We start from the raw sequence: 16,746 nt of genomic DNA, 5'->3' as shown, positions 1-16,746 counted from the left end.
CCCCACACCCTCTTCTTTACCAGTCCCTTATTCTTGTTCCCTAATCCAAAATCCTGTGGATTGGTCTCATCTTTGGCTTTATTTATCACCCCCAATTCTGGGTGGAGTCATTGGCTATTTTACTAATGATATAGCCATCAAAATGCTATTTCGCCCCTACAAAGCTATGTATCTTTTTGGGCGAAAAATACCTTTTACTCCTGGATTAATCCCCGCTAATCAGGAGCGGTTGGCGAAAAATATTTCTAATACTATTATGGGGTCACTGTTAACGCCAGATGAACTACAAAAGCTGGCGCGACGACTCCTGCAAACCGAAAGAGTACAAGGCGCAATTCTGTGGTTATTGCAGTTAGCAATTGAACAAATTCAAGGTGATAAGAATGAAAAGAGTATCAAAATTATCGCTGGAATTTTACGAGATTTATTGGGAGAGTCTTTACCGCGTCTTCTCAAAGTATTAGCACGACAAGAGAATTTTTTGGAAGTACAAATCAACCAAATTTTTGACCAAGTTTTGTTGGAATTTAGACTGAGTGAAGAACAATCTACTCGCTTGGCTGATTGGTTTTTACAAGTGGTTTTACCACCGGAAGTCTTAAGACAGGCAATAGTTGATTTTTTGACAGATAATACAATCCAAACTATTGATGATAGTTTCCGAGAAAAAACCAGTGGTACTTACTGGGTAGTTGCCAATCTCTTTGGTTTGCGTAATACTCTCACCCGATTAAGAACATTTTGTTTAGATGAAAAAGAAACTACTAATCAGCGATTGCAAGAATTAATTCAAGATTTGCAAATACGCGATCGCATCAAAAAATTATTACAAGATTTATCTTTTCAAAACTTGCCAGTTGGCACTGTCCGGCAATTAAGAAAAACCACTAGGGAGAGTGTACGTCATTACTTGCAATCTAGTGGTGGTAATTTATTACAGGAGTTAACGGAATCAGCAGACTGGGAAAATATTTCTAAATTACTGTTAAATCGTCTCAGCAATTCATCTGTTGTCACTACTTCCTTAGAAGTTGGATCTCAAGAGTTGGCTTTAATTTTAGAACGGTATTTAGAAAAAGATTTAGAAGCAATTGTCTCCCAAGTAATTCCCATTCTATCTATCGATCAAGTAATTATTGATAGAGTCAAAGCAACTTCACCTGCTGATTTAGAAGCCGGAATTGAAGGAATTGTTAAAAATGAATTACAGGCAATTGTGACTTTAGGTGGTGTTTTGGGTTTTGTGGTTGGGTTATTTCAAGTCGGTTTTTTATTTTTGAGTCGATATTGAAATTGTCTGCATCAGGATTTACAGGATTTAAGGATGAACAAGAGGAGGATGAAAATTTTATTTCTCACTACCAGTTTTCGATTTAGGATAAGCAATACGTTTATGATGGAATTGCTGCCAAACATCCACAAAAATCTGAGCAATTTTGGACATTTCTTCCTTGGTCAGTCCTGAATCTATTAATTGCTGATCTTGCCATTTCGCGCGGATAATATTATTCAGCATATTTAATGCTTGTTCTGGAGTCGCATCTTTGAGACTTCGCAACGCCGCTTCACAGGAGTCAGCTAACATGACAATTCCTGTTTCCCTAGATTGAGGAATAGGACCATCATAACAAAAATCAGCTTTGTTGACTATGATACTCGGATCATCCTTAGCCATTTGCTGTGCTTGATGATAAAAATAGGCGATCGCCATTGTTCCTTGATGTTCAGGAATAAAAGCTTGAATTGCTGTTGGTAGACTATGTTTTTTCGCCATCACCAAACCTTCAGTCACGTGCTTTTTAATAATGGCTGCACTCTGCCAAGGATCTTTAATTTCCGTCTCGTGTTTATTTGGACCCCCCATTTGATTTTCAATAAATCCTAGAGGGTCGTGCATTTTGCCAATATCATGATACAAAGTTCCAGCCCTGACCAACTCAACATTACAGCGCAGTTTTTTCGCCGCAGTTTCCGCTAAAGTTGCCACAAACAAAGTATGTTGAAAAGTCCCCGGAGTTTCCGTAGCGAGTCGCTTTAACAAAGGGCGGTTAGGGTTAGCTAATTCTGCCAAGCGGATGGGAGTGATGAGATCAAACAGTTTTTCTAAATAAGGACTTAAGCCCAAAGCAATAACACTCCAAGCCAAACCAGATAAACCAAATAACAACGCATCTTGCAAGATGGTATACCAAGCAGAAACAAAAGCTGCACCAATAAGTATATTTAGAAGTAAATAAATACTACCTTGAGTTAAAGCAATTACAATACCTAAGAATGCCAATTCTTCGCGTGATTTAAACCTTTGTGCCACATAACTACTTAATATTCCTCCTGCTGCACCAGCTACCAGCCCAATGAGATTAATCTCCATGTTAATTGGCAGTATTAGCAACAGCAGCACCACCACTGTCACACCCACAGTTCTGCCATAAAAGCTTCCCAACAATAAACCAATAGCACTCCAAGTAGTATAGTTAACACCCATCGCCAAAACACTAGGAATACTCAAAGTTAGCAGCAATATCAACAGGCGATCGCGTTCTCGCAAATGACTACCCAGCCGCCTTTCAACTCGAACAAATACCCCAATAGCGGCGCTAACCAAGACAGCTAACCCTGTCAACGCCAGCCAATTCAGTTCTCGACGAATCAAATGATAATACTCTAAGACATCAAAGTTCCAGGCTGTAATTTTCTCCCCTTTACTAACAATTACTTGTCCTTGTCGCACCTTTTGCATTACAGATGGAACTTGATCTGCGGCTATTTCTGCCTGTTGCTTTGTTTGTTCTTCATCTTGCTGGAGATTCGGTTTGAGTACAGCCAACAATATTTTAGTAGCTAAAGATTCTGCTTCACCTGGTACAGAGACTTGTACTTGTAGACTCACCGCATCCTGCAAAATACTACGCGGTAGTCCGGGTGGTATACCCTGAGTAAGCATCCGTTCTGCACTTTGATGAATTCCCATTTGGGTTTTTATCCAGTCATCTTCTGACAATTCCAATAGGAAGGTATCTGTGTATATTATTTCTTGTCGTTCAGCCTCGATCTTGACAAGTTTTTCACTAGCTTGTTTATATCCTTGTCTAATTTCCGATATTTGAGCAATCAATGAAGATAGATTTTGGGCAGAAGTATTGATACTGTAGGTTTTTAGTTCTGCTAATGCTTGATCAAAATCAGGATTGCCAGTATTACTTTCCTCTTTAATTTTAGGTGGAGATAAAGGCAATAACGGACTACGGATAGGTCTAGAAAATAGGTTTCTATCTGTTGGACTCGATCTCAGAATTAACAATTTATCATTTTGTTTCTGATATGTTTCTAAAGCTATTTTCAACTGTTGCCACTCAGGTTCTAAACAAGAACGTAGATATCGCTGGGTAGTTACAGACAAAATGGTAACATTGGCAAAAGGAAAATACCCAGCAACAGCACGAAGTTCATGACCATATTCCAGAATTTGTCGTAAATTTTCGTTAATTTGCTGATTTATTTGGGTATTAATCATTAATACAGGCTGAGAATTTGTCTTTACTGCTTTGCGTTTGGCTTCAGTTTTTTCCTTGTCTTCGATACTGGTACTGTATAGAGCGATAAATGTCTGTGGTGCAACAGTCCCAATTCTCATCTGGGGTTGATTGTAAAATTCATGTCCTATCACACCTGTAAGAGATACCACAGCTATCAATAAAATTACCACAGAACGTTTTTTATGTAACCAATTAAAAACGACTGCACAAATGCCATGATGAGTTGGAAAAAATTGTGTCGTTGATGGAGGTGCTTTTCTTCTTTGTCGGTTTCCACCTTCATCATGACTGGGTAATAAATACAAAATTAGATGCTTAAAAAATTTTTTGTTACCACTGGGATTCTTAGAATTACTCACTGAACCAAGGATCTTTCCTTTACGGCATAAGACTTTGTACTGTCGCCGCCATTGCCTCAATTGCTGGGTCAAAGACTGCCAAAATTGCTGCGTTTTCATTACTTCTGGCTGTAGTTCCGATACAAAATGCTATGGCAGGGGATAGACAGTGAAGTACCGAGTACCGAGTACCGAGTGATTAACCAGCCCCTTCGGGGCTGTGGGGTGTGGGGGGTGGGGAAGAAAAAGCCCCTACTTCTAAGTATGGAAACAGAAAAAAGATGTATTTTGAGGCGCGTAGTGCCTCAAAATACAGCGTCCTTGCTTGAAACCCCTGATTTTAATTATGGGATTCCCTATACCCCACACCCTAACCCCTACACTCCCTTCATTCGTCTTTCCACTCATTGCTCATTACTCATCGCTGCTTACTTGCCTACACCCTAGTATTTTTTATCGTGGGCGAATCACACTAGGTGCAGTATAGACTGAAAGTGTATCCCCATTCATACCACATCCAACTTCTGTTAACTCTTTGGTATTTGAGGTCAGATTATACAAACCTGACCAGACCGCCACAAGTTGATCAGCTAATTCTAACATCTGGAAAAAACTGTTCTGTTTCCAAATGGGTGAATTATTTGCTGAGAATAAAACTTGCCAATTCACCGGAATACCTGTTGTGCTATTGTATGCCCCTGATAATGCACCAGCGAGCGCACTTCTAGTCTGTAAGCCTAAACTCCCAGACTCTTGCTCACTAAAATTAGCACTAACTCGCAAAAGTGTCAGTCGGAAGTCTTCCAAGCTACTCAAAAAACAATAAACAGCTAATGTAATATGACTGCATAGCTCTTTTTGCTTAATTAATTCGTTCTGTACTTGTTGTAATCCCGCACCTTGGGCTAATAATTTATCGACTTTTAATAAATTTTGGGGTATTGGAGTTGTAGTTTTTTCCAGAAAAGAAATTGTTTGGGGGATGAAGGTCAAGGGGTCGAGTGTTTCTGTTAAAGATTGAGCGATCGCATATCCTATTACTAAAGCTGCATCTGTCACCATCGGGTCAGTATCCCAAATTTGTAATACTTGCAGCAAGTTTTGTTTGAGTTTAATAGTATCTTCGTGAAAAAAAACTGCCACTGGTAAGGTGGCTAAAATTATTCTTTCCCAATTAGTATTAGTCTGTTCTAAATCAATGGCTGCTTTTTGGTAACGCTTTAACCAATCATCTACATCTAATTTACCTAGAGCAATTAAACTTTGGCTACCCAAAACCGCCATTTTACCTAAATCACCATCATTAGGAGTAGCTAAATTCTCTCCTATCAATGCTCCCAAAAAAATACCTCTAACCCGACTGACGAGAGAATAACGCATAGGATTTTGGATTTTGGATTTTGGATTTTGGATTTTAAACTGAAGTATTTAATCCCAAAACCCAAGCTACAAAAAACTTTATAAAAGTTTATAAAATTTTAAACTTCGTTTTTTCGCAAATCATATATTAATGCTTGTAAGCCCAATAAATAACTTTGAACACCGAAGCCACTAATTTGACCAATTACAACCGGGGCTATATAGGAATGATGTCGAAAATCTTCTCGGCGGTAAATATTACTGAGATGCACCTCTACTGTTGGTAAATTCACCGCTGCGATCGCATCCCGCAAAGCCACACTCGTATGAGTATAGGCACCAGCATTAATGATAATTCCTTGATGTTGTCCTAATGCACCATGAATTGCATCTAGTAATACTCCTTCATGATTGGACTGTAAAGTAGTTACTTTTGCTTGTAACCTGAGTCCTTCTGCTGCTAATAGGCGGTTAATTTCTCCCAGGGTCAGGGAACCGTAGATTCCCGGTTCTCGCTGTCCTAGTAAATTCAGGTTTGGCCCGTGCAGTACCAAAATACTTAAAGGTGGCAATGTCAACTCCAATCACTTTAAGTAGTTAACGACGACGCGAACGATCGTTCACAGGAATCGGAATCAGTTCCGGCTCCGGTTCAGCTTCTGGCCCCAGCAATGCTTCAACTAGCTTCCGTGCTAACTCTTTCAGCTTTTCCAGTACCTTTTCTATATAGTCCATTGAACTGAACGCTCCTGAGATACTACCTCAATTTTAATTTAACTTTCTTTGCAGAAACTGGCGTATTGTCGCACTTCTGGTTTCTAACAGGGCTGATACATTTCTGTATTTAGGAGGAAATAAACCAATGACAAAATTTAGTTTTGTGTTCTTCCTTACTTATTAGATTATCACAAGCTAAAAGGAAAAGTAATGCTGTTGGGGTTGAATGTTGATATAGGAGGATACAGTCCGTGGGGCATGGGGCATTGGGAATTACTTGCTTATCCTCCTGGCTTCTGATAGCGCAGCTTGGCGATCTCCATACTCCTGAATTCTTAAGATTTCATAATTCCCGTTTCCCGTTTCCCTAACTTGATGCTTCTTTCTTTTTGGCTCTACTAGTTGATGATTTAGTGGTAGTTGATTTAGTTTTAGAAGTCGTTGATTTAGTTGTTTTGCGTGTAGATTTAGTCGATGCTTTGGCTTGCAGCAATTCTAGAGCAGCAGCAAGCGTTACTGTTTCTACTGTCTGACCTTCAGGTAGACTGACATTAGTTTTGCCGTGCTTAATGTAAGGGCCATAGGGTCCATCGTAGATATTGATTGGTGAATCGTCCTCTGGATGTGTACCCAATTCCCGTAAAGCCGCTTTAGATTTACTACTGCTGGCAGCGCGTCCCTTTTTCGGTTCTGCCAATAGCTCTAATGCACGTTCTAAAGAAATTGTCAATACATTATCAGCAGCTTTCAGAGAACGGTAATCTTTCCCTTCCTTGCCCTGGTCATGGACAACATAGGGGCCAAAACGTCCTAAACTGGCTTGAATTTTCCCATTTGTGACCGGATGCACTCCCAATGTCCGGGGTAATGCCAACAGCCCCACAGCCATCTCTAAAGTGAGATTTTCTGGTGTAACACCTTTGGGTAAAGATGCTTGTTTTGGCTTAGGATTTTCGTCAGTTTTGTCACCCAACTGCACATAGGGTCCATAAGTACCAATCTTCACATAAATTGGTTCACCAGTTTCGGGATGTCGTCCTACTTGGTCAGGTCCTGTGGTCTTTTGTCGTAGTAAGACTTCTACCTGTTTGGGGTTGAGGTCTGCGGGTGTCAGGTCTTTGGGAATGGAAGCCGTAACCACTCCTTCACCGTTTTCAACTTCGATGTAAGGCCCATATTTGCCAATACGGACTTTAGCATCCAAATTTTCTAATTCTACTGTTCTAGCTGTAGTCGCATCAATTTGACTTTCTTGTTCTCTCACCAAGGTTTCTAAACCTTGTTCTCCCAGATAAAATTTCTGGAGATAGGGTAGCCATTTAGCTTCACCTGTAGCAATGTCGTCCAGGGTTTGCTCCATTTTGGAGGTAAAGCTAGGATCAACAATATCGGGGAAATGTTTTTCTAATAAATCGGTGACAGCAAAGGCTGTGAAAGTGGGAATCAAGGCATTACTCACCAATTGAGCATAACCTTTGTCGATGATAGTACCAATAATGCTGGCATAGGTACTAGGACGACCAATACCTTCACTTTCTAAGGTTTTCACTAAACTGGCTTCTGTATACCTAGCTGGAGGTTGGGTTTCGTGTCCTACGGCTTCTAGTTCTGTGCAAGTGGGATGATCTCCAACTTTGAGGGATGGTAAAATTACTTCTTGGTCTTCTAATGCGGCTTCGGGATCATCAGAACCTTCAACGTAGGCGCGTAGATATCCAGGAAAATCTATCCGCTTACCAGAAGAACGAAAACCTGCATCTTCAACTTGTAGCTGGACAGTAATTTGAGTTTGGCGAGAGTCAGCCATTTGTGAGGCGACGGTGCGCTTCCAAATCAAATCATATACCGCAAATTCCCGTCCGCTTAAACCTGTTTCTTGGGGCGTGCGGAAGCTGCTACCAGCAGGGCGGATAGCTTCGTGTGCCTCTTGTGCGCCTTTAGATTTGGTGGTGTATTGTCGAGGTTGGGGGCTGAGATATTCTTTGCCGTATTTTTCTTCTACACAACTGCGAGCAGCGGCGATCGCTTGATCTGACAAATGCACCGAATCTGTCCGCATATAGGTAATATACCCTTGCTCGTACAAATTTTGAGCAACCCGCATGGTATCCCGCGCCGAAAGACGCAGTTTGCGGTTAGATTCTTGTTGCAATGTGGAAGTAGTAAATGGTGGTGCGGGTTTGCGGGTGACTGGACGTTCTTCCATATCATTCACATTCCAGGTTTTACCCTCCAGCCGTTCCTGCAATGCTAAAGCTTGCTCTTCATTCAGCAGCACCACATTGCGACCTGCGGCAATTTGTCCCGTTGCTGGGTCAAAATCGCTACCTGTAGCAATTTTCGTCCCGCCTAGAGTCACCAATTGGGCGCTAAAGGGCGTTTTTTCCTGTAATAAGCTGGCTTTTAAATCCCAATAAGTACCTTCATGGAAAGCACGACGTTGACGTTCTTTATTAACCAATAGCCGCACCGCTACAGATTGCACTCGTCCGGCGGAAAGTCCCCAAGCGATTTTTTTCCACAGCAGGGGCGATAGGGTATATCCTACTAAACGATCTAAAATTCGTCTGGTTTCTTGAGCGCGAACCAATTGTTCATCAATGGTGCGGCAGTTTTTCAAAGCTTTTTTAATAGCTTCTTGAGTAATTTCGTGAAACACCATTCGCTTGGTGGGAATTTTCGGTTTCAGCAATTGGTATAAATGCCAACTGATGCTTTCACCTTCCCGGTCTTCGTCAGTTGCCAATATTAATTCGTCTACCCCTTTCAAAGCATCTTTAAGCTGGGTGACAATTTTCTTTTTATCCTTGGGAACGACATACACCGGTTCAAAGTCGGCTTCTATATTCACCCCAAGCTGCGCCCATTTTTCCCCTTTGACAGCGGCGGGAATTTCACTAGCTGACTGTGGAAGGTCACGCACATGACCCATAGAAGCCTCTACCCGATAGTCTTTTGGCAGGTAGTTGCGAATGGTACGAGCTTTGGTTGGAGATTCGACGATGACGAGAGTTGACATGGAAATTTTCAAAAAAAGAATAGCTGTGAAGCTAAACAGTCAAGTTGGGACAATTTTGGCGAAATGTCAAGATAAAACTTCACGCTGAGGTAGTGATTTAATCCTTACATAAACTACCCGTTAAGGCGAAGTTTTGCTTAACGTGAGGCACACTGCTACCCAGAAAATCGGATATGCAACCGCTGAGAGTCAATTGCCAGCTATTTCCATCTTTAACTTATCTCAGGCATAAATGGCGAATCCAGTTTTAAAATAGCCTGTCATTTCCCGATCTGCAATACGCTTAGGTGGAGGCAGGAGGCGGAGTTTTTTAATTTTTAATTTGTTAGTATTAACGTTGCAGTTGAGAAGATGAAGACACCAGGCCAGTTATGGGTTAATTCTGTTTTGTCGAGATATTTAAACTACCATTCACATCAGGTGAATCAATACTACCTGATTTATGAGCATCTAGAGGCTCAGATCTCTGATTGTCTGGAGAAGTTGGGCTGCCTTGTGCCTCCTGTCTTCTGGCACTAGAGTTGAAAACAGACAGATAAATGCAATTTTGGTAAAGAACTATAGATACAATTAACTCAGTTAGCCTTGATCTCTAATCGCCAAAACCTATACATATCATGGATTTTGCTAATATTGCATCCCAATTGAATGCGGGAACGATTTTACCAGAGGGAATTGTCATTGTCACCCTCTTGGGGGTTTTGATTGTTGATTTGATTTTGGGGCGTACATCTTCACGCTGGATCGGATATCTAGCGATCGCTGGTTTATTAGCTGCGATTGTCGCCCTGTGTTTACAATGGGATGCTACTAATCCCATCGGTTTCACTGGTGGCTTTAATGGTGATGACCTGAGTATTGTCTTTCGTGGCATCATAGCTTTGTCATCTGCGGTGACAATTTTAATGTCAATTCGCTATGTGGAGCAAAGTGGCACTGCTCTAGCAGAATTCATCGCCATTTTATTGACAGCCACCTTGGGAGGAATGTTTGTCTCTGGTGCTAGTGAGTTGGTGATGATTTTCATCTCCCTAGAAACTTTGAGTATTTCCTCTTATTTGTTGACGGGTTATACCAAACGTGACCCCCGCTCTAATGAAGCGGCGCTGAAATACCTGTTAATTGGAGCTTCCAGTACAGCAGTATTTTTGTACGGTGTATCATTACTGTACGGCTTATCCGGTGGACAAACGGAACTGAGTGCGATCGCTAACGGTATCGCTACAGCAAATGTTGGCCAATCTCTAGGTTTAGTTATTGCCCTCGTTTTTGTCATTGCCGGTATTGGCTTCAAAATCTCCGCTGCACCCTTCCACCAGTGGACACCAGACGTTTATGAAGGCGCTCCCACCCCCGTAATAGCTTTTCTATCCGTTGGTTCTAAAGCAGCAGGTTTTGCCCTCGCTATCCGCTTACTAACAGTAGTTTTCCCCCTCGTTGCCGATGAGTGGAGATTTGTCTTCACAGCCCTAGCTGTATTGAGTATGGTATTGGGTAACGTTGTTGCCCTTGCCCAAACCAGCATGAAACGGATGTTAGCTTATTCATCCATTGCCCAAGCTGGGTTTGTGATGATTGGCTTAATTGCTGGCACCGACGCGGGTTATTCCAGTATGATATTTTACCTGCTGGTTTACCTATTTATGAACCTGTGCGGCTTTACCTGCGTCATTCTCTTCTCCCTGCGGACAGGAACTGACCAAATCGCTGAATACTCAGGTTTGTATCAAAAAGACCCACTGCTCACACTGGCTTTAAGTATCTCTCTGTTATCCTTGGGTGGTATTCCCCCACTAGCTGGATTTTTCGGGAAGATTTACTTATTCTGGGCAGGTTGGCAAGCTGGCCTTTACTGGTTAGTGCTACTAGGTTTAGTTACCAGCGTTGTTTCCATCTACTACTACATTCGTGTAGTCAAGATGATGGTAGTCAAAGAACCACAAGAAATGTCCGACGTAGTGAAGAATTATCCTCAAGTGCGTTGGGATTTACCAGGTTTTAGACCTTTACAAGTAGGATTGATAGTAACTTTAATTGCTACTTCAATCGCCGGGATTTTGTCAAATCCACTGTTTACTTTAGCTAATAATTCAGTTGCTAATACTCCCATATTGCAAGCGACAAAAGTGGTGAGTACACAAGCAAGTGCAACTATTACTAAGCAAGCAAAGGAATTGTAGATTAGGTAAATAGGTAATGGGTAATGGGGAATGGGTAATTTGTTATTCTTCCCCTACACCCTGTCCTATTTCCAGAAATAAGGGTGTAGGGGTGTAGGGCAGAGAGAACTAATTTTGATCAACTAATTCCCAGTAAAAATTTAAAAATTAAAGATTAACAACACAAGCTTTTATAAGCTGTTACGCAGCTAAATTTGATAATCCTAATATAGCTAAATCCTGTGGTGTGGGAATCTTGCCCGCTAAACCCATACAAATATGACAATTTAAATATGAAAATTTATCAATCTCATGCTTGGCCATCGACAATTGAGGAAGCTGTAGTTATTCAAGAAAATCTGCGAAATCAAGTAATTACTACAGATCAACTCAACACACCTATCCAATATGTTGCTGGTGTGGATATGGGTTTTTTGGAAGATGGTAAAATGAGCCGTGCAGCAGTAGCAGTGCTGAGTTTTCCTGATTTGCAAGTTGTGGAAACCAGCCTCGCATACCGTCCTACATCCTTTCCTTATATACCTGGCTTTCTCTCATTTCGGGAAATACCCGCTATTTTGGATGCTTTAGAAAAGATTCACACTATACCCGATATCATACTGTGTGATGGTCAAGGTATCGCCCATCCACGCAGGTTAGGAATTGCTTGCCATTTAGGCGTTTTAGTAGATATACCAACTATAGGTGTAGCGAAATCTTTGTTGATTGGTAAACACGAAAAACTACCAGATACTAAGGGGAGTTGGCAACCACTAATACATCGAGGTGAAACTGTGGGTGCAGTTTTACGGACTCGCAACAAAGTCAAACCTTTGTATATTTCCAGTGGTCATCGCATTAGTTTACCAACAGCAATTGACTATGTATTACGCTGCACTCCTAAATATCGCTTGCCAGAAACTACACGCATTGCTGATAAACTAGCATCTGACAGATAAAGTCTCAATTTTGGCAATAATTATTTTTTAAATTTAATTCTTAACACTTGCTGACTAACCCCTAATCGTGTTAGGAATCGCACAGCAAAGAATTGATGTAGTTAAATATTAAACTTATTTAATAACAATGAACGTACTAACCTTACAGTGGCAAGAGGCGGGTCAAAATAGAACTCAACAGGTCTATGAACAACAACCCAGCAAAAACCCTGGTACTTGTCGCATCGGTCGTGACCCATCCCGGTGTGATATTGTTTTAACTCACCCGACTGTATCCGGTTTACACATAGAAATATTTTTTGATTCTCAGCAGCAACGTTTTTATATTAGAAACTTGCGAGAACCAAACCCTCCACAAGTAAATAGTCAACCTTTAGTGAAAGGGGAAATGCCTTTAAGTCAAGGAAGTATTATTTATTTAGGACAGCAATCTCTGCAAGTGACAGAGGTTTCAATTAATAGTTTTCCTGCCACAGTTATAGTTCAACCACCAGTACAACCAAAACATCACCAGCATAAACAGCCAATTCCTACGCAACCAAATCCTGTGTATGGTTTAGAGTGTCCCAAATGTCATAAAGTTTCTCCACCAGAAAATCTGCAAATAGGCTGTCCTTGGTGTGGTACATCTTTAGCAGCAGCAGTCAGTGTGCTAATTAGGTGACAGGTGACAGGTGACAGGGAATAGGTGAATAGTGTTTTCCAACAACTAATGACTAATAACTAATGACTAATGACTAATAACTAATAACTAATAACTAATGACTAATTTACAAATTCAATTAAGCTGGGAAGACCCAGCAACCGGGGAACGTAGAGAACCAAAGTTAAATCTCCCTATTGCTTTTGGTAGAGAATTTGCCAAGTTACCAACAGAAATTAGAGGTCAGCGTGTTTCGCGGATGCTGCTAAATAGTAATGAAGTGTCTCGCTATCATGCCTTGATTGACTGGGAACAAGATTGGGATCAAAATCATTTTGTGGTGATTGACCAAAATAGTGTGAATGGTGTTTATGTCAATGGTCAACGCCAAACGCGCTGTCAGTTAGCTAATGGGGATACTTTGCAGATTGGGCCTTATATAATAACTGTGCAGTTTGGGATTAATAGTGTAATTCCTACTCCTAATAATCCTTCAACTATTCAATTTAATCCCCAGACTAATCTGCCAGATCCTAGTTTATCTCCAGTCCGTCCTGTTACACCTTTAAGCAGTAATTTTCCTCCACCTGCATTTCAGGATACCAAAGTTGATTTACAGGCTATTCATGCTACTGGTTTACCTGTGGATGAATGTGATTATTTAGCAGTTGGTGCTGGTTTAGGTAGTTTTATTTGGGTGGATTTATTAAGAATCAGTGGTGTTAAAGCTGAGAAAATTATTGCTGTGGGTTTAGAAGCAGAACCTTATGCCCGTTATAAGCGGTTATGTTTAAATTCGCAAATTCCTTTACATGAAAGATTGCGTTCTAATTCTGATTCTTGTCCCGATAATATTTGGGGTTGGCCTAGTTATGCTTTAAGAGAATCTTGGCATGATTTAACTAATGGTAAGCTAAATTTAGCATTTAAATATTTATGGCAAGTTTTTAATGAACCCACCTTTGCAGAAACTTATACTCCCCGTGCAGGTAATGTTTTCGATTCTATAGATAGGGAAACTAAACGTATAGGTTGGAATCAAATTTATCGTTATGGAAGAGTGAGGGCTATTCGCAAAACAGAAGATGGTAGATATTGTGTAGCCTATTCCCGTGGTCAGGGAAATTATGCTTTTTTAGTTTGTCGTTATTTACATTTAGCTACGGGATATCCAGCGATTCAATTTCTACCAGATTTACAAGCTTATCGGGAAAAATATCAAGATTTTAAGTTGGTTGTCAATGCCTATGAAGACCACAATCATGTATATGAACAGCTAGAAAAACAAGGTGGAACGGTTTTAATTCGGGGACGAGGTATTGTAGCTTCACGGATTTTACAACGTATTTATGAGGTGAGACAGCAAAATCGCAATATTACAGTTTTACATTTAATGCGATCGCCTAAACCCCAAGGTAACAAATTTCAAAAAGCAACCCGTCTTGTAAAAAATCACTACGAGTTTCAACCTTTTAACTGGCCAAAAGCCTGTTGGGGTGGTGAACTGCGGGAAATGTTAGAAAAAGCTACACCGGAAGAACGCCAACGTTTATTAGCAGACTGGGGGGGAACTACCACCGCAGACCGTGTGGACTGGCAAAAAATCACGGAACAAGGTATTAAAGAAGGTTGGTATCAAATTACTTTTGGTCAAGTGCTTGGTGTAGAACAGGATGGCAAAAACCATACTATTACCCATATCCAAGAAAAGGGTTTTGGGGAAATGAAATTAACTGCTGATTTCATTATTGATGCTACCGGACTTGATGCTAAAGTCAATGCTAATCCTTTGTTAGAAGATGTGGTGACACATTACAATTTACCTTTAAATCATTTAGGACGGTTAGTAGTAGCAAACAATTTTGAATTAGTGGAAATGCGGAATACCAAAGGTCAAGTGTATGCAGCGGGCGCAATAACTTTAGGTGGTCCTTATGCCGCAGTTGATAGTTTTTTAGGTTTACAATATGCGGCTTTAGTAGCTGTGGATGGATTATATAATTCCCGTGCGCCAGGAGTTGGTCGTTTAAATACTTTCGGTTCTTTAAATCAGTGGATAAAATGGGTTTTTAATCAATCTCCTCATACAAATTAAAAATTCAAAATTAGCAACTTTTGCCTGTTCCCTCTATTGATAGGAGTTAGGCAGAAAAATGAAAGATTAAGGGTTTGGACAAAGGTATAAAGTGATGAAAAGATGAAGGTCGAGGAGAGGAAAACCCCTATACCCCTACACCCTTACACCCTTAAACCCTTACACCCTTTTCTTACAGCCACTGTCCACCCCGAAATCGCCATCTGGGAAAGATAATTCTCATTAAACTTTGAGAAGCAATAAAAACCGCCAACCAAACTACAGAGTAATGCAGTAAAAATAAACCTGGTGATAATTGTTCTTTAGGCATAGGTAAAGGTAAAAAACCAAAAATTTTCACGCCACAAAAAACAAATATCATTTCCCAAATACCTGCAAAAAGTTGATAAGCTGCTGGCCAGTCTCTATCCCACCGGGATTTTTGCAGATAGTTATAAACAACATCCCAAGCTAAACCAAAGATAGCAACATATAAAATTATCCAAAAATAAACAGGATTAGAAATGTTGCCAATTAACCCAACAGCAAAGGGTATTGATACGAAAAATCCAACTGTTAAAAGTAGTAATAATCTAGTTTGCCAACGACCAAATAAAGTGGGAGTCATAAATAATTCGTAATTCGTAATTCGTAATTCGTAATAGAGCCTCCGGCACGCTACGCGAACGTAATTCGTAATACCAGATTAATATGCAGCGACAGAGAATCAGATGTAGAAAATTATTGAACGCGGATGCACGCAGATAAACGCGGATAAAGGCAGATAAATCAATGGATTTAATTATGTGCAACCTCACATAAAGTTGGTATAACAGGTTAAAAATTGGTAACAGATTATTAGTAATTATTAGTAACTGGTCAACCATTATTTTCTCTTAACTGTCACCTGTCACCTGTCACCTGTCACCTGTTCCCTACACTCAAAGTTGATAATTTTGTTGACAATGATACTTAGATAATTCTGACCAGTTGAGGACTGCTTCTAGTAAGTCTTGATAACCCAGAGTGTTGGGATGAAGCCCATCTGCACTGATGCGTTGACTTCTCCAGGTTTGGCTGTGTTGCATCCATTGGTCAAATATATCTAAGTAGGGAATTTGCCGTTGTGTACAAGCTAGGCGTGTAGCTTCTTTGTAGCGGTATTGGTCTTCATGATTGTAATACAGACAATCTAGGAAGGGCATTTTTGTTTCATCTACGGGAACCATGCCTACAAAGAGGACAGGACAAAGTTGCTGTGCTTGATCTAATAATGCCGCTATTTCCGTTTCAAATTGCTGAAAATCGGTATAATTTCTGCCGTTGGGACGACCTAGGCGTGGTGAGTCGTTCACACCAACAGAGAGGATAATCAGGTCAGGAACTCGGTTACGTATTTCTCCGCGATGGCGAAATTCGATTTCTAGCCTTTGGGAAACTTGCTGTGTGCGATCGCCCCTTACTCCCAAATTATACAGTACGTGGCCTATACTATCTGGTAACATCCACCACCGTCGCAGTTGTTCTACCCAACCGCCTTTTTCTGGGTCGCCGTATCCATACACTAAGCTATCTCCCAAGGCCACAATCTTTAAAGGCTGACATAGTTTTGGCGCTATAGACAGCATCGAGGAGGAAGGCTTTAAGGTTTGCATCTTAAACAGCAGTGTAATTGAGATTTTTACAATATTCTATACATTTTTACACTATTCTATGGTGTCTTTTTTGTCTTGTGATCTTTAATTCTTGACTTTTGACTGCTGGCTGCTGTTGGGTTAGCTTGTTTTTAGGAATTAGCTGCTGTCAGTTTGTGATTTACTTAGATCACTTGTTGAAAACCAAAAATAAAGATATTATTAATTTTGTATTAAATAATCAAGTCATATTCAATATCTCAGTAATTTACCTTGGAATTTTACAAATCTATCAAAATGAGTTGGAG

12 protein-coding genes are annotated in these 16,746 nt (G+C 40.5%); 5 read left to right on the top strand and 7 right to left on the bottom strand.

Annotated elements, in window-relative coordinates:
* Positions 1-55 precede the first annotated feature (55 nt).
* Entirely contained in the window at positions 56-1,291 is a 1,236-nt protein-coding gene (locus A0J48_RS08025; protein WP_200321975.1) for a DUF445 domain-containing protein, read from the top strand.
* Between the two features lie 57 nt (positions 1,292-1,348).
* On the opposite strand, the gene A0J48_RS08020 is transcribed toward A0J48_RS08025, so the two are convergent.
* From A0J48_RS08020 to topA, 5 genes are all read right to left on the bottom strand, one after another.
* Complete coding sequence (locus tag A0J48_RS08020; protein WP_200321973.1) at positions 1,349-3,994, bottom strand: HD family phosphohydrolase; 2,646 nt, start codon at positions 3,992-3,994, stop codon at positions 1,349-1,351.
* Positions 3,995-4,327: 333 nt separating this feature from the next.
* On the bottom strand, positions 4,328-5,254 hold the full coding sequence (locus tag A0J48_RS08015) for an ADP-ribosylglycohydrolase family protein (RefSeq protein WP_200321971.1): 927 nt from the start codon (positions 5,252-5,254) through the stop codon (positions 4,328-4,330).
* A 98-nt stretch (positions 5,255-5,352) separates the two neighbouring features.
* A complete protein-coding gene (gene aroQ, locus A0J48_RS08010; protein WP_200321981.1) occupies positions 5,353-5,805 on the bottom strand; it encodes a type II 3-dehydroquinate dehydratase in 453 nt (150 codons plus the stop codon).
* Between the two features lie 25 nt (positions 5,806-5,830).
* Positions 5,831-5,968 (bottom strand): hypothetical protein, encoded by a 138-nt coding sequence (locus tag A0J48_RS08005; protein WP_200321969.1) that lies wholly within the window; start codon positions 5,966-5,968, stop codon positions 5,831-5,833.
* 349 nt (positions 5,969-6,317) lie between these two features.
* Positions 6,318-8,969 carry a type I DNA topoisomerase gene (topA, locus tag A0J48_RS08000; RefSeq protein ID WP_200321967.1) on the bottom strand — a complete coding sequence of 884 codons (2,652 nt, stop codon included), beginning with the start codon at positions 8,967-8,969 and terminating at the stop codon, positions 6,318-6,320.
* Positions 8,970-9,586: 617 nt separating this feature from the next.
* Between topA and A0J48_RS07995 the strand changes: the two genes are divergently transcribed.
* From A0J48_RS07995 to A0J48_RS07980, 4 genes are all read left to right on the top strand, one after another.
* The gene (locus A0J48_RS07995) at positions 9,587-11,149 is read left to right on the top strand and encodes an NAD(P)H-quinone oxidoreductase subunit N (protein WP_200321965.1); all 1,563 of its coding nucleotides are present in this window, start codon (positions 9,587-9,589) and stop codon (positions 11,147-11,149) included.
* Between the two features lie 272 nt (positions 11,150-11,421).
* Positions 11,422-12,087 carry a deoxyribonuclease V gene (gene nfi / locus A0J48_RS07990; RefSeq protein WP_200321963.1) on the top strand — a complete coding sequence of 222 codons (666 nt, stop codon included), beginning with the start codon at positions 11,422-11,424 and terminating at the stop codon, positions 12,085-12,087.
* A 127-nt stretch (positions 12,088-12,214) separates the two neighbouring features.
* On the top strand, positions 12,215-12,751 hold the full coding sequence (locus tag A0J48_RS07985) for an FHA domain-containing protein (RefSeq protein ID WP_200321961.1): 537 nt from the start codon (positions 12,215-12,217) through the stop codon (positions 12,749-12,751).
* Positions 12,752-12,848: 97 nt separating this feature from the next.
* Positions 12,849-14,825, top strand: a complete 1,977-nt coding sequence (locus A0J48_RS07980) for an FHA domain-containing protein (protein ID WP_200321959.1) — start codon at positions 12,849-12,851, stop codon at positions 14,823-14,825.
* A 172-nt stretch (positions 14,826-14,997) separates the two neighbouring features.
* Here A0J48_RS07980 and A0J48_RS07975 read toward each other — a convergent pair whose 3' ends face one another.
* Positions 14,998-15,432, bottom strand: coding sequence for a hypothetical protein (locus A0J48_RS07975; RefSeq protein WP_200321957.1), 435 nt, complete (start codon positions 15,430-15,432; stop codon positions 14,998-15,000).
* 313 nt (positions 15,433-15,745) lie between these two features.
* Complete coding sequence (locus A0J48_RS07970; RefSeq protein WP_200321955.1) at positions 15,746-16,459, bottom strand: GDSL-type esterase/lipase family protein; 714 nt, start codon at positions 16,457-16,459, stop codon at positions 15,746-15,748.
* Positions 16,460-16,746 lie beyond the last annotated feature (287 nt).

The organism is Sphaerospermopsis aphanizomenoides BCCUSP55 (assembly GCF_001586785.1).
GTDB lineage: Bacteria > Cyanobacteriota > Cyanobacteriia > Cyanobacteriales > Nostocaceae > Sphaerospermopsis_A > Sphaerospermopsis_A aphanizomenoides_A.
The sequence above is the reverse complement of the archived record's forward strand: the minus strand, read 5'-3'. Positions and strand labels throughout refer to the sequence as shown.

Bases quoted from the DNA above. Each gene is read 5' to 3' on its own strand.
- A0J48_RS07985 (WP_200321961.1), top strand. From the start codon at position 12,215: ATGAACGTACTAACCTTACAGTGGCAAGAGGCGGGTCAAAATAGAACT.
- nfi (WP_200321963.1), top strand. From the start codon at position 11,422: ATGAAAATTTATCAATCTCATGCTTGGCCATCGACAATTGAGGAAGCT.
- A0J48_RS07975 (WP_200321957.1), bottom strand. From the start codon at position 15,432: ATGACTCCCACTTTATTTGGTCGTTGGCAAACTAGATTATTACTACTT.
- A0J48_RS08020 (WP_200321973.1), bottom strand. From the start codon at position 3,994: ATGAAAACGCAGCAATTTTGGCAGTCTTTGACCCAGCAATTGAGGCAA.
- A0J48_RS07995 (WP_200321965.1), top strand. From the start codon at position 9,587: ATGGATTTTGCTAATATTGCATCCCAATTGAATGCGGGAACGATTTTA.
- topA (WP_200321967.1), bottom strand. From the start codon at position 8,969: ATGTCAACTCTCGTCATCGTCGAATCTCCAACCAAAGCTCGTACCATT.
- A0J48_RS07980 (WP_200321959.1), top strand. From the start codon at position 12,849: ATGACTAATTTACAAATTCAATTAAGCTGGGAAGACCCAGCAACCGGG.
- A0J48_RS08005 (WP_200321969.1), bottom strand. From the start codon at position 5,968: ATGGACTATATAGAAAAGGTACTGGAAAAGCTGAAAGAGTTAGCACGG.
- A0J48_RS08015 (WP_200321971.1), bottom strand. From the start codon at position 5,254: ATGCGTTATTCTCTCGTCAGTCGGGTTAGAGGTATTTTTTTGGGAGCA.
- A0J48_RS07970 (WP_200321955.1), bottom strand. From the start codon at position 16,459: ATGCAAACCTTAAAGCCTTCCTCCTCGATGCTGTCTATAGCGCCAAAA.